The sequence below is a fragment of the Shewanella sp. 10N.7 genome (assembly GCF_020806285.1).
GTDB lineage: Bacteria > Pseudomonadota > Gammaproteobacteria > Enterobacterales > Shewanellaceae > Shewanella > Shewanella electrodiphila.
In genome coordinates, this window is sequence record NZ_JAJGZS010000043.1 from 12,400 (window position 1) to 27,354 (window position 14,955).

A 14,955-nucleotide genomic window follows, 5' to 3' on the forward strand; every position below is an offset into this window, starting at 1 on the left:
TGCTTATGACGATGTCATCAATGCTATCAGTATTAAATTAGCAACTAACGCTTACATAATTCATCTCGAAAGATTATCGGCCTCTAGTGAACTCAATGACAAAAAAACGTAAAGTAGTGCGCTATTGTTATGAATAAAAACAAATTCATAAGCTCTAGCAAGCACCTATTTTAGGTTATTAAGCTTAAGCTAACTTTAAGATAAACCAAAGATGATAAGCTCCCTATGTCAGCAAACTATTTATTAGTTATAACAACTTGTCCAGATATCGCCAGTGCAAAAAAGCTCGCAACAGCGTTAGTCAACGCTAAGGTCGCTGCTTGTGTGCAATTGTATCCTCAGGTCGAATCGGTCTATGTCTGGGAAAGTGAGGTTTGTCATAGTAGTGAAGTGGCTATGCACATAAAATGCATGGCAGATAATTATGATGCGATACAAAAAATAGTGATCGATTTGCATCCCTATGAAGTACCAGAGTTAATCGCTACGCCTATTACCCATGGCTTGCCAAATTATTTACATTGGATAAAAGAAACCTCTCAATCATGAATAAAATATTTGCGCTTATATTGACCAGCTTACTGCTGCTATCACCATTAGCACACAGTGAAGACATTTTTAGTAACAGCAACAAATTCAGCTTTTTACAAGACGAACCTGAATTAATGCCCGTTGAAGAGGCTTTCGTATTTGATTACAAGCAAGACGGTAATCGAGTCGCAGTTAACTTTGTCATAGCCGAAGGCTATTACATGTATCGTGACAAGTTGACCTTTAGCGCTGACGGTGCAGTCATTGGCGATATCGAATTGCCAAAAGGTAAAATGCACGATGACGAATATTTTGGCGAACAAGCCGTTTACTATTCTTATGTCGAGCTGCCATTGGCACTTAAAGAGGCTGCTGCTGGCTCAAAGGTGCAAGTCACCTTTATGGGCTGCGCCGAGGGTAAGCTGTGTTACCCACCTACCAAACGTGATGTAAATCTAGAAGCCGTTGCCGCCAACGATGGCAAACTTGCCAAGAAAAAAGCCATCATTGGCGATGACTACGCCGCAAAACAAGCAGCACAAAATGCCCCAGCTAACCCAGAGTTACAAGCACCAATCACGCAGCAAGATAGCTTAAGCCAAATGTTGGCTAACGACAGTCTGATGTGGACCTTAGTGATTTTCTTTGGTTTAGGTATTGGTTTAGCACTAACCCCTTGTGTATTCCCAATGTACCCGATTTTATCAGGGATTATTGTCGGTCAAGGTAAGCAGTTATCTACCGCAAAAGCCTTCACCTTATCGATGGCTTATGTTCAAGGTATGGCGATTACCTATTCGCTATTAGGCTTAGTGGTCGCTTCTGCTGGGATGAAGTTCCAGGCTGCGCTGCAGCACCCTGCTATTTTGATTTTCTTAGCAGTGATGTTTGTGCTGCTCAGTTTGTCTATGTTTGGCATGTACGAGTTACGCCTGCCGGGCAAATGGCAAGATAAAATGAACAACCTGTCGAATAACCAAAAAGGTGGCAACCTGATTGGCGTATTCTTTATGGGCGTGATTTCTGGCTTAGTCGCTTCACCTTGTACTACAGCGCCACTGTCAGGTGCACTCATTTACGTAGCCCAAAGCGGCGACTTACTGCAAGGGTTCTTAGCACTCTACGTACTGAGCATGGGTATGGGTGTACCACTGCTCATTATCGGCACCTCTGGCGGTAAATTATTACCACGCGCAGGCGCTTGGATGGATATCATTAAAACCATCTTTGGCTTCTTACTGATTTCTGTGTCTATCGTAATGGTAGGTCGCATCTGGCCTGGGGTTGTCTCTGATGTTCTTTGGTCGCTATGGGGCGTTGGCTTAACTGGCTACCTTATCCACCAAAACAAGCTGTCTGAATTTAACTGGAAGCAAACCACTCGTGGCATTTTGCTTACGCTGACATTATTGGCAAGTTTCTCATACGGTTTCCAAGCGGTGATGTCTGTCATGGGGTTACAAGCGCCGTCTATCAGTAATGAAATCAATCAAAGTGCGCCTGTTAAACATGCCGAATTTAAACTGATTAAATCGGTAGATGACTTAGAAATTGAACTGGATAAAGCCAGTATTAGCGGTAAAACCGTCATGCTGGATTTATATGCTGACTGGTGTGTGGCCTGTAAAGAGTTTGAGAACATTACCTTCGTCGCCCCTGAAGTGATGGAGCGTTTAGATCAAATGGTTTTACTGCAAGCAGATGTGACCAAAAGTGATGCAGTTGATGTTGAATTGCTCGAGCACTTCAGTGTGTTAGGACTACCAACACTCTTAATGTTCGATGAAAATGGCAATCAACGTGAAGATTTACGAGTAACGGGTTTTATGAACCCTAAACCTTTTGCTGAACACTTGGATTTATTACTTGTAAAATAATTTATAAATTTTTAACGTTATGAAAAAAGGCCAATTTATTTTTAAATTGGCCTTTTTGTTGATATAGGTTTAAATTTTAATATCAAGTTAATTTTATTGTTATACAATCTACTTAACTACAACCCATTTTCAACAACTAGAAATAAGGCATTATGGAACCAGCAATTTTCATCATTACCCTGCTTTGCGGCATGCTCGTTAGCCGAGTCGGGTTACCTCCGCTTATTGGTTATTTAGCAGCAGGCTTCATACTGTTTATTTTTGGTGTCCAAGATGAAAGTGTGCCATTACTGCAAGAACTAGCTGACTTAGGCGTTATGTTATTGCTGTTTGCTATTGGTTTGAAACTGGATGTCAAAAGCTTGCTTAAATCTGAGATTTGGGCCAGTTCCAGTCTGCACTTAATCGGTTCGATTTTGTTCTTTTTGCCTATATTAAAACTCTTGGGTTTAGTCGGTCTAGATAGACTGATTGATCTAGAGATAGACCAACTATTACTGCTGAGTTTTGCCTTAAGTTTCTCAAGTACCGTGTTTGCCGTTAAAGTGCTCGATGAAAACGGAGATGGCCAGGCACTATATGGCCGTATCGCCATTGGTATCTTGATTATGCAAGATATCTTTGCGGTATTGTTCTTAACGATTTCTAAAGGCGAATTTCCATCAGTATATGCCTTAGGTTTACTGCTACTACCGTTATTGAAACCGGTGATTTATAAAGTGTTTGACCGAGTGGGCCACGGTGAAATGCTGATCTTATTTGGTTTATCCATGGCACTTATCATGGGCGCATGGGTATTTGAAGCCGTTGGTTTAAAACCTGATTTGGGCGCTCTGATCATGGGCATTTTACTCGCAGGTCACGCAAAATCATCTGAGCTCGCTAAGTCAATTTACTACTTTAAAGAACTATTCTTAGTCGCCTTCTTTTTAACCATTGGCTTAAATGGTCTACCCACTATCGAAGATGTGGGACTTGCAGGGTTATTAGTGTTACTTATTCCGTTTAAAGTATTGCTGTTTTTCTTCATCCTTACCCGCTTTAAGCTGCGTGCGCGTACCTCGTTGTTTGCCTCGTTTAACTTAGGCAACTACAGTGAATTCGGTTTGATTGTTGCGGCGGTTGCGGCGCAAAAAGGCTGGCTACCAGCCGAATGGTTAATTATTTTAGCGGTGGCATTGAGTATTAGTTTCTTAATCGCTGCACCATTAAATGCGAGCGTAAACCGCTTGTATCAGCGTTTCCATGACACACTCACTACCATTGAAAAACATCCACTTCACCCAGAGGATAGACAAATCCCAGTGGGTAACCCTCGCTTTTTGATCTTAGGTATGGGGCGGATTGGTTCAGGTGCTTATGATGAATTGCGCAGTAAGTACAGCGGCGAAATTTTAGGGATTGAACACAAACAAGAGTTAGTGGATTTTCATCGCAACGAAGGCCGTAATGTTGTACAAGGCGATGCCAGCGATACCGATTTTTGGGAAAAACTTGAACGTGCCCCTAAACTTGAATTAGTCCTACTGGCTATGCCACATCACGTGGGTAATATGTTTGCCGTTGAGCAACTGAAAAAGCTCGAATACCAAGGAAAAATTAGTGCCATTGTCCAGTACTCTGAAGATGCTGAATCACTGAAAGAGCAAGGCGTAAACAGCGTTTATAACTTGTATGAGGCAGCAGGTGCAGGTTTTGTCGATAACGTCATCCACGAATTACTTGAGCCTAAAACTGAAGGGGAACAAACAGCCAATGGCGCAGAAACGAGTGCAGATAAAGCCAGTGCTAAAAATGAAATAACGCCTAATCTGAGCAAACCTTAGCTTGATTGAGTAATGGCTGCCGACTGATTATTTTAGCGGCAATGTAGCCAAATCAAAACTGCGTCTTATGTTGTCATAAGGCGCTTTTTTATGTTTGAATCACTAGCTTGAATAACCTAGCTTGAATAACATATGCCGACTTGTTTAAGTAACCTTTCAGCCATTTACACCCAAGGATAAATTATGGATATTAGTTGGCTTGCCCTTGGGCTGTTTATGTTGGTATTAATCGTCCCCTTTGCCATTAATCGCTCATACCAACTGCATCTCGGTAAAGAGATCTCCATCGCCGTGGTGAGAATGACGCTGCAAATGGCTTTAATTGGCCTGTATCTGCAATACCTTTTTCACCTCGATAATGTCTGGGTAAATCTCGCTTGGCTATTGGTGATGCTACTGGTTGGTGCTAGTGCGATTATCAGTAAAGCTAAATTACCTAAACAGCCGTTAATGGTGCCTATCTGCACAGGGCTGCTACTTGGACTCATGCCTATTTTACTGGTGATGATGTTGTGGCTATTTCAGCCGACACCGATTTATAGCGCCCAATACCTGATACCCACTGCCGGTATGTTGTTAGGCAATAGCCTGAGCGGCAATATTATTGCGCTGCAACGTTTGTTTGCTGCATTTGAAGAAAAACAGCCTCAATATCACGGCGCTCTGGCGTTAGGTGCTAGCCCTAAACAAGCTGCCGCACCATTTGTGCAAACTGCACTACAGCAATCTTTTGCGCCTATTCTAGCGTCCATGGCAACCACAGGTTTAGTCAGCTTACCTGGCATGATGACGGGACAAATCTTAGGTGGTGTCGACCCAATTATTGCTGTGAAGTATCAAATCGTAATCTTAGTCGCTATTTTTGCCACCTTAACCATTTCGGTGGCCACCTCAGTCAGCTTAACCGTGAGAAAGTTACTTAGCCACAGTGGAAAAATGCGCTTTAACACTCACCTATAAAAAGCATAAAAAAAAGTGAGCCAATTGGCTCACTTTGCATTGATAACATTAAGGGGAATAATGTTATCGCTAAACTTATTGATGAAGACTTACATTTTAAAACTTACTTTTTAGAGTATGCCGCAGCTTGCTCACCCGCTAAGCGGCCAAAGGTAATGATGTCAGAGATTGCGTTACCACCTAAGCGGTTAGCACCATGAACACCACCTGTGACTTCACCAGCACCGTATAAACCAGGAATCACTTTCTTATCTTCAGAGAGGATTTCAGCTTTGTCATCAATTGATACGCCACCCATTGTATGGTGAACGCCAGGAGTCACTTCGATTGCGTAGTAGTTACCTTCATTCAGTGCGCGCGGTAAGTTAGGACGCTCAAAATCAGTATCTTTACCTGCTGCAACTAGTTTGTTGTACTGCGCAATTGATGCAGTAAGTGCTTTACCGTCAATGCCTTCTAACTTACCTAGATTTTCAGGAGAGTCAGCTGAAGGAACCACACCAAGTTGGATGTATTTATCAATTTTCTTCAGTGATTTACGCACTGAGTCATCAAAGATTAAATAAGCCACTTTACCTGTTTGGTTAAGAATCGCTGCCGCTGCTTTATCACGAGTGGTGATTTCATTAACGAAGCGTTTGCCTTCTTTGTTCACTAAAATCGCACCGTTACCACGTACCGCTTCAGTCACCATCACACCACCTTTAACCGATAAAGTGGGATGTGCTTGAATGTATTTAACGTCGGTCATGCCTGCACCAGCGTTACCCGCAACGTCAAGTCCGTCGCCTGTTGCGCCAGGTTGGTTAGTTGAGATAAAGCCTTTCAATTTAGGGTCGTACTGAGATACACGTTCGTTGTTGCGGCCAAAACCACCTGTTGCCATGACAACGGCATCCGCTTTCACCCAGTAGTAGCCTGTGTATTTACCTTTAACCAGTAAACCTTCCACTTTACCAGAATCATCTTTTAAGATTTCAACACCGCGGGTGTTCATGCGCATATCTACGTTACGCTCTAGCGCATTATCGTAAAGCACTTGAATCACGTGAGCCCCGACACCTGCACCACCAGTTGGGCGATGTGAACGGTTAGCTGATGCGCCGCCCATACGGCCAACATCATTTAAATCAGCGCCCATTTCAGTCATCCAATCAACTGAACCTTTTGAGTGCGATGTTAATACATCAACTAATTTAGGATCGTTTAAGTCGCGGCCACCTTTCATGGTGTCTTTGTACATAGACTCAACGCTATCTTTAATGTCTTTAGCTTTTTGTTGATCAGTCCAAGCTGCATTCATGCCGCCGGCTGCAAGTTTTGCGTTACCGCCAATCACAGGCTCTTTTTCAACTAAAATGACTTTTGCACCTTTGTCTGTCGCTGCAACAGCGGCTGAGAAACCAGCACCACCTGAACCAACAACGATAACATCAACAGTATCACTAGGCGCACTAGCCAATGCCGCTTTACGGTCAGCAGAGTCTTTTGCTAGTTCAGCAATGGTAGGCTCATAACGTTCCCACTTACTGCCAAATGGCATATCGAAATCGAAGCTATGACAAGAATCACAGTAGACGACTGATTTTTCATGGCCACTGTGACAAGAAGTACAGGCTACATCGCCAGGGAAGTGAGATTCATGGGCATTGTAGTTTTCACGAGTATTATTTTCAGCGACTTCTTCTAATGTGCCATGACACGACACACATTGCTCATTTTCATAAGTCAGGCTGTCATTAGATAGCTCGCCACTGGGTAAATGGCAGCTTTCACAGTCTTGATTTTCTGAATGCATGTCAGCAAGATTGTCTGCAGCCATCACGCCGCCAGCAAGGCCTGCTGAACCGAGTAAAACAGCTAACAAAGCTGCGCATCGTGTTAATTTCATGGTAACTCCTTAAAAATAGCCATGACGCTAATTCGTCACTTTCATGCCATGCTGTATTAAGCATCACATTGGCTACTGAACCTGATTTATTACCATTTTTATCCTGTTTTAAGGCTTGCTCAATCAAACTTGGCAGACTCGTTTCCAAACTGAACAACTGATCACATCTGGCTTTTCTCACTATGCAAAAGCGCATAAGCCAATTCAGCACTATGCATTTTTGCATAGTTGATAGTGATCAAACCCACACTTCCCTTTGATTAAAGCCATATTTCAAATTGCTCATTATTGGTAATATTTAGCGCCACTTTTTCTATCAAATTTACGCCCAATGCCACAGTTATGAAGATTATGATTTGCTAAAGTGCAATTAAGAAATCAATACAACTCATTGAAAAACTTTTAATGAAATACCTACTCTGTTTATTGCTAGTCATCAGCTTTCCTTCGTTAGCAAAGGAAACTATTGTGTTTGGGGTGCACTCCACTACAGCTCCTTTAGAGTGGCGAGATAACGGTGTTGACCAAGGTTTTCATGTTGAATTAATGAACAGTATTGGCCATTTGCTAGATCGACCCATTATGGTGCGCCGTAAGACATTCCAACAATTGATGACTGATATGCATGATATTCACAGTCCGATTGATGTGGTGGCTGTCGTCAGCCCGATCAATAAAAGACGTGAGTTAAGCCAATCAGATCCGATTTATGCCACTCATGCCAAAGCTTTTACGCTACAAGGCGAAGATTACATTGATAATTGGTCTGACTTAGCCGGTAAACGAGTGGCGGTAAAAACAGGTGCATTTGTCGATGTTTTTCTAAGGGATCAACCGCAAGATTTTACTCAAGTAACAGTTGATTTATACGAAACGGGCTTTCAAAAACTGATCACTAAAGAAGTGGATGTGGTACTCGCTGAAAACTTTGTCGCACGTCGCCTGCAGCCCAAATACCCTTCTGTTCGAAGTGCCAGTGATGCACTTATCTTCGGCGCATTCACCTTTGTTAGTCACCCCAAAGACGCTGCATTACTGCATGAGATCAATGATGCATTACGACAACTCAAAATTTCTGGCGAGTATGATAGGTTAGTTAATAAATGGTTTGGTATGGGGCGTGAAAAGTTCGATATCACTTCAACCCATAAAAAGATGCTTATTCTTTCTATCGTGATATCCATCATCTCAGCTATAGGGATGCTGTATACCATTTCAGTCAGCCGCAGTTTAAAGTTTCGCTCAGAAGCCTTAGCTCTTGAGTTACAACAACGGGAAATGGCTGAACAAAAAATCAGATCCTTATCCCATCAGTTTCAGGCTGTGCTGAATGGTATTCCACACGGCATGACCATTTTTGATAAACAAATGCAGTGCCTATGGAGTAACGATAACAATCAATTACTCAGCCATAGTAAACTTCATTGTGTTGACGGCACTCCATTTGATTTAGCCACCAGTGTCAAATCAGTCATAACTTCAAAGAAATCCTTCATCGCGGATATGGGCTATTTAGCCCAGTACTGGCAAATGCAAATTCACCCCATCACAGATGAACAAGCCGTAGTACTGCTTGAAGAAAACACCGAACAGCAACACCTTCGCCAAGCCAACGATGAAGCCAGTCGCTTAGCCTCGCTCGGGGAACTGTCAGCAGGTATCGCTCACGAAATTAATAATCCTACCGGTATCATCATTCACTCAATCGCCTTGTTTTCTGAAGCGATGAAAGACCTACAACCTGCTGCGGATTATTATCAACAACAGAACCCCTTTTGGTTAGTAGCAGGACTTGATCCGCAAGCTGCATTTGCCGAAATAAGTCACAGTACCGAAGTGGTTGAAGAAAGTGCCAAACGTATTTCGCGGATTGTAAATGACTTAAAACGCTACGCATTACCCAACCTTGCCTCAAATCATCAAGCCATTGGTTTGAATGAAGTGGTACAAGTGGCGCAGCGATTAACTGCAAACCAATTAAAGCGCTATCAGGTCAGAATTGAGCTAGCAGAACCTAGCCCCAAAATTAACGGGGACGCACAGCAACTTCATCAAGTCATGATTAACTTAATTCAAAATGCTTGTCATGCGACTCCCCCAGGTGATGGGGTGATTTTAATTAAAACGTTCTCAACTGACACCGCTGCAGGCATCAGTGTGCAAGATAACGGTAGCGGCATGGATAAAGCGACATTAAAGCGCATAACAGAGCCTTTTTTCACCACCAGACGTTCACATGGTGGCAGTGGCTTAGGCCTCTCCGTTTGTAGCCGTATATTAAAAGAACATCATGGACACATGAAAGTCACTTCAACCGTTAACGAAGGTAGCTGCTTCAGCTTAACCTTCAGCCTACTGGCTCAGGAAGGTTTAGACGCTAGCCCCATGACTGACTCCAACAGACAAGAGCACACTAATAACTATAGCAAGGAGCTAAACCCGTGAAACTCGCCCGTAATATTTTATTAGTCGATGATGAAGCGCCTTGGTTACGTACTCTGGCAGTCACCTTAAATCGTTTAGTACCAGAGGCGGTTATTGATACTTGTGTTGATAGCCGTCAAGTGATGAATCGCTTAGAGGGCACAGATTACGCGCTGGTATTATTAGATTTAACCATGCCATTTCATTCTGGTGAAGACTTGCTGGCTCAAATCCGCCTTGAACACCCCAATACTCGAGTGATTATTGTCACTGGGGTAAATGAAGTTGATACCGCCGTGCGCTGCATTAAAAATGGGGCTTATAACTACTTTATTAAAACCGATGATGTCGCTGATTTAGCCTTAACCGTCCGTCGTGCACTGGAAGTGGTTGGGCTTGAACGTAATTATCACCGCATTAAAGAAAGCTTTTTAAGTAAGACTTTGGCCCAACCTAGTGCCTTCAATAATATTCTGACATGTGAGCCTAATTTACTGGATCAGTTTAGATACTTGGAGGCGGTGGCATTCAGCCCTGAACCGATATTGATTTACGGGGAAAGTGGCACAGGCAAAGATGAATTCGCCAAAAGTTGCCACCAGCTTTATAGTCCAGAAGCCCCTTTTGTGAATGTGAATCTAGCTGGGATCAGTGAAAGCGCATTTGAACTTCAATTGTTTGGTCAATTGAGCCAAGAGCCAGGAAAGTCGCAAGCGGGCGCGTTACATCAAGTGGGCAAAGGCTTATTGTATTTAAACGAAATTGGCGACTTACCTTTGGCATCCCAAGCAAAGTTATTAGATGTTTTGCAGCAAAAACAATACTATCCGATTGGTAGCGATCGCCCTTATCCTGTGAGTTGCCGTATCATTGCCTCAACTCAACATGATTTACTCGCACGTAATCAAGAAGGCTTATTCAGACGTGACCTGCTTTATCGCTTACGGGCACATAAAATTCATTTACCGCCATTAAGGCAGCGTAAATTAGATATCGCCATGTTAATCAATCACTTCATTTCATTGGCCGCTGCAGAAATGAATTTAGCACCGCCACAGCAACCAAATGACTTAGCCTGCCAACTAAAATGCTATGACTTTCCTGGAAATTTACATGAACTTAAAGGCATGGTGTTTGATGCTGTCAGTCGCAGCGATGGCATACAATTAAACATTTCGCCTTTTATGGAAGCGATTAATGAGCATAAGTCGACTGCTGAGCATGTTGGAAATAGCATCATTTTCCCACAGGTATTACCCACATTAGCAGATATGAGCCAAGCCTTAATTGATGAAGCCATGAGCCGCACTGCCAATAATCAAACCGCTGCGGCGCAAATGTTAGGGATCAGTCAATCAGCTCTAAGCCGTCGCATTACTAAAAAGGATGAGTGCTGTTAGGTCTGCCTTAGAAACAGGGCGATATTGCAATGACCCCCATTGGCATATTTTGATTGAGGATATGCCAGCGGGTATTAGTAATCGCGAATATTGTTCGGTAAGCAGAATAATACATCAAACCTAATACCTATTTGTAGGTATTAGATGTCTAAATCAGTATGAATTAACTCAGAAATAGTCACATTTATATCCAAATATAATCAAAATTGTTAATCCTAGTTACACCTCCGACCAATCGTGATATAAATCACATATCTATAGCGCAATTATCTCACTTTCGACTAAATTTAAGGTTAAGTAAGTCAATACGATATTAGTCACTTAGTACGTAACTTAGTCAGTAACTTAGTGCGTAGCCTATTACGTAACTCGGCATTCTTTGGAACTGTAACTGTATGTCTAATCCTGCTCAAAAAGCCATGAAGTTGTTTGTACAAACATTTGGAACTACGGCTGATGACCTGTATCAAGCACCAGGTCGCGTCAATATCATTGGCGAACACACGGATTATAACGAAGGATTCGTTTTACCCGCTGCAATCAATTTTCACACTGTTATCGCGGTTAAGGAACGTAGCGATAATACCTTCAGAGCTGTTACTGATGCTTTTCCAGGTCAAATAGAACAGTGGAAGTTTGGTGAAGAAGGGTCAACTCAAGACCAAAGCAGCTGGGGCAATTATTTAAAAGGATTTACCGCGTCAATGTTTCAATCAGGCCTGAAAGCAAAAGGGCTTGATCTTGCTATTGTCGGCAATGTGCCATTAGGCGCAGGCATGTCATCTTCTGCGGCCTTAGAAGTCGCATTCGGCACCGCCATTAGCTACGCCAGTCAACTTCACTTGTCTCCCTTAGCGATTGCTCAAATAGCCCAACGCGGCGAGCATCGTTTTATCAAGACTGAATCTGGGATCATGGATCAAACCATTAGCGCCTTGGCTGAAGCCGATCATGCGTTATTGATTGATTGTTTGGAGCTCGATAGTGAGCCTGTCGCGATCCCTGAAAACCTCAGTTTATTGATCGTTGACCCTAACATTGATCGCCAAAGCCTGATTGAGCGTTTTGATAAACGTAAACAACAGTGTGCTGAAATAAATGACTTATTGGCTGTTGAGTCTTTACGAGAAGTCAGTCTAGTTCAGCTTAATCGTGAAAAAGACGCATTAGGTGAAGAGTTATTTGCCAGAGCAAGACACGTGTTAAGTGAAAATCAGCGCACCATTAGTGCCGCGCGCGCACTAGGCCAAAATGACATGCCAAGGTTTAGTCAATTAATGGCGCAATCCCATGAGTCGATGAAGACTGATTTTGACATTACCACACCAGAAATTGACACTCTAGTCAGCATCATCAAACAAGTCATCGGTAACCGTGGCGGCGTGCGTATGAGTGACGGTTGTGTGGTCGCGTTAATTGACCACGAGTTAACTGATCTCGTCGTCAATGCGATTGAAGACAAGTACCTTAAAGAAACAGCAATAGAAGCCATTATTTACCTATGTTCAGCCAGTAATGGCGCAGGAAGAATTGATTAAGCGATGACCAAGTTTACGTCGTCGCAATCTTCAAGTTAACTCATCTCATCAGGAAGAGACTTTAATGATTCAAATAACAGCCCTTGAACCATGGCAAGATCCGCGCGGTGGTCAAATTGAACGGATTCGATTAGATAACGGCAAAGTGGCTGTTGAAATATTAAGTCTTGGTGGCATCATTCACCAATTATGGACCGCCGATAAACAAGGCGAGATGACAAATATCGTTTTAGGCTGTGACAGTGTCGCTGACTATTTAGCGCAGCAAGCCTATTTAGGCGCGATTGCAGGGCGTTACTCTAACCGTATTGCCAACGGTAAAATGAGCTATCAAGGCCACGAATATCAACTTGATGTTAACCAAGCAACTAACTGTTTACATGGCGGCGCCGATGGCTTTCATTTAAAACAATGGCAGATGCAACCGCTAGAAGACGGTGTCAGATTAACCCTCACAAGTCCTGATGGCGATATGGGGTTTCCTGGAAATTGCCAGGTGCAACTAGATTATCGGTTAGATAACAACAACCTGCTTATCGACATGCAAGCAAAGGTCGATAAAGCCTGCCCTATCAGTTTAACCCAACATAGTTATTTTAATTTAGAAGGCGCGAGCAGCAAAACCAATACCCGACATCAGATTCAAGTGGATGCGCAGCATTACTTACCAATGAATGATGTAGGCGTGCCTATTGCTATGAGCTCAGTGACTAACAGTGATTTAGATTTATCCCAAGCCACAGTATTTTCCGAGCAAACCCAGCGTCCAGCACTTGCGGCAACTAATGGTTTTGATCATTGCTATGTACTGCAAAAGACTGCAGATGATTTAGTTCGATTTGGTTGCCTTTCAAGCCCTGAAAGCGGCCGCACAATGACGATTTATACCAATCAGCCTGGAGTTCAAGTCTATGGTGCAAACTTCCTTGAAGGCGCTATCGGTTTTAATGGCGAAGTTTATCAATCACACCAAGCAGTGTGCATAGAACCCCAAATGCTGCCAGATTCACCTAACCAACCTGATTTACCCGGTGACCCTTGGGTACCTGCAGGCGGCACCTATCATCACTCTAGCCGCTATGAATTTGGTATTCTGTAAGGCGAGGTAATCTCAACTTCGACCTTTTAATGTTCAGAAACTCACAGCAATAAAATGGCGCGAACGTAAAAGTTCGCGCCATTTTTGTCTAATCTGATTATGTCTGCAAAACAACGTCATGCTTGCTTGAGTAAAGTGCTATTTGAGTAAAGCACTGTTTGAGCAAAATACTTTTTGAGTAAAGTAATATTCGAGCAAAGTACTTTTTGATAAAAGTACTTTTTGATAAAAGTACTTTTTGATAAAAGCACTTTATTGTAAAAGTAATGGACTAGATGACATTAGTCGTCACTATCGTCACTCATACTCGCTTCAAAGCCAGTATCTTCAAATTCCATATCATCGTCATCTAATACCTCATCCATAGGCTCTTCTAATGCTGGTATCGCTTTGGATTTAGTCGTAGGCGCAGAGTCTGGAACCGAAGACAATTCAATGTGCGCTTCGTGCTTAGCCATAAACTCAGAACGTGCAGCTATCCAAGCTTCATTATGCTCGGCTTTGACCGTTTGTAACTGTTCAGTTTCAAGCTCGTGCAAGTTAACTTTAACGATATCTTCAACGTATTCACCGATGGTGTTTCGGTTGACATTGAATAAATAAATCCGCCCCGGAGATGCATCTGGCAACTGATTGTCATGGACAACAATAGAAGTGCCTCTCGATGTGCGAAGCTCACCAAACCAAACTTGTTTTTTTGCTGTGTTATACATATATGCCAACACCCTTAAATCAACACATACCTTTGATAATGCACTATTTATAAGCACACCGTTTAATAAACAAACCACACTGATAGCGCATGATTATTGAGGCTAATTAATCAAAAACAGATCCAAAAATCAATAAATGTTTTATGAACTTTTTGATATTTTGAAGTCGGTATTGTGATTTATAACTTAACCGTATCAATCCCACGACTTAAAACGCTATCGCTCAAAATTCAATCAAGGCTTTCAATTTCAAATTTAGTTGAAAAATGACAGCCTTCAAGTCGCTAATTTAAAAAATACAGTTTTAAAAACCATCAATATGGGCAAGTGAAAAGATAACCACGTAAAATCAAAATATTGGCAGGCTTAAGTGAAAAACATTCCGCTCATAGACAGTGATAAAAATTCAAAGCGGTGAGAAACGAGACAAACAAAAATGACTAAAATTGGATTCGTCTGAGTGTTCTAATGATCTTAACTCACCACAGCCCCAAGATTTGTTAGCAACTTTAGTCAGCTAATGATTTCTATATTTGGATAAAAACCTAAATCAAAGTCTAAGTTAACGTCTAAATCAAAGTCTAAATCAAGGTCGTGGCGCTTCGCCCATTCTTTTGTAAAGAGCAGACTAAAAGGGAGTAAACTGCGACTCCCTCTTAGAACACCCCGCAGCTCCGGCGAAATTTAAACAGCAAA

Annotated in this window: 10 protein-coding genes; 8 read left to right on the forward strand and 2 right to left on the reverse strand. The window is 42.4% G+C overall.

Features of this window, described 5'->3' with window-relative positions:
* The first annotated feature begins 225 nt into the window (after positions 1-225).
* The 4 genes from cutA to LMH66_RS19500 all read left to right on the forward strand — a co-directional run bounded on the left by cutA (position 226) and on the right by LMH66_RS19500 (position 5,194).
* Complete coding sequence (gene cutA / locus LMH66_RS19485) at positions 226-549, forward strand: divalent-cation tolerance protein CutA (RefSeq protein WP_102527720.1); 324 nt, start codon at positions 226-228, stop codon at positions 547-549.
* Positions 546-2,408, forward strand: coding sequence for a protein-disulfide reductase DsbD (locus tag LMH66_RS19490; protein WP_229372493.1), 1,863 nt, complete (start codon positions 546-548; stop codon positions 2,406-2,408). Before cutA ends, LMH66_RS19490 begins: the two co-directional genes overlap by 4 nt.
* Positions 2,409-2,560: 152 nt before the next feature.
* Positions 2,561-4,234, forward strand: a complete 1,674-nt coding sequence (locus LMH66_RS19495) for a cation:proton antiporter family protein (protein ID WP_229372495.1) — start codon at positions 2,561-2,563, stop codon at positions 4,232-4,234.
* A 183-nt stretch (positions 4,235-4,417) separates the two neighbouring features.
* Positions 4,418-5,194: an ABC transporter permease gene (locus tag LMH66_RS19500; protein WP_229372497.1), complete on the forward strand. Its 777-nt coding sequence runs from the start codon at positions 4,418-4,420 to the stop codon at positions 5,192-5,194.
* Between the two features lie 103 nt (positions 5,195-5,297).
* On the opposite strand, the gene LMH66_RS19505 is transcribed toward LMH66_RS19500, so the two are convergent.
* Positions 5,298-7,085 carry a flavocytochrome c gene (locus tag LMH66_RS19505; protein WP_229372499.1) on the reverse strand — a complete coding sequence of 596 codons (1,788 nt, stop codon included), beginning with the start codon at positions 7,083-7,085 and terminating at the stop codon, positions 5,298-5,300.
* A 405-nt stretch (positions 7,086-7,490) separates the two neighbouring features.
* Between LMH66_RS19505 and LMH66_RS19510 the strand changes: the two genes are divergently transcribed.
* From LMH66_RS19510 to LMH66_RS19525, 4 genes are all read left to right on the forward strand, one after another.
* Positions 7,491-9,530, forward strand: coding sequence for an ATP-binding protein (locus tag LMH66_RS19510; RefSeq protein WP_229372501.1), 2,040 nt, complete (start codon positions 7,491-7,493; stop codon positions 9,528-9,530).
* Positions 9,527-10,909 carry a sigma-54-dependent transcriptional regulator gene (locus LMH66_RS19515; protein ID WP_229372503.1) on the forward strand — a complete coding sequence of 461 codons (1,383 nt, stop codon included), beginning with the start codon at positions 9,527-9,529 and terminating at the stop codon, positions 10,907-10,909. The genes LMH66_RS19510 and LMH66_RS19515 overlap by 4 nt, the downstream gene beginning before the upstream one ends.
* 395 nt (positions 10,910-11,304) lie before the next feature.
* Positions 11,305-12,447: a galactokinase gene (galK, locus tag LMH66_RS19520; protein WP_102529469.1), complete on the forward strand. Its 1,143-nt coding sequence runs from the start codon at positions 11,305-11,307 to the stop codon at positions 12,445-12,447.
* A gap of 64 nt (positions 12,448-12,511) precedes the next feature.
* Positions 12,512-13,546 (forward strand): aldose epimerase family protein, encoded by a 1,035-nt coding sequence (locus LMH66_RS19525; protein ID WP_229372505.1) that lies wholly within the window; start codon positions 12,512-12,514, stop codon positions 13,544-13,546.
* Positions 13,547-13,827: 281 nt separating this feature from the next.
* Here LMH66_RS19525 and LMH66_RS19530 read toward each other — a convergent pair whose 3' ends face one another.
* Entirely contained in the window at positions 13,828-14,259 is a 432-nt protein-coding gene (locus tag LMH66_RS19530; RefSeq protein WP_229372507.1) for a hypothetical protein, read from the reverse strand.
* Positions 14,260-14,955 lie beyond the last annotated feature (696 nt).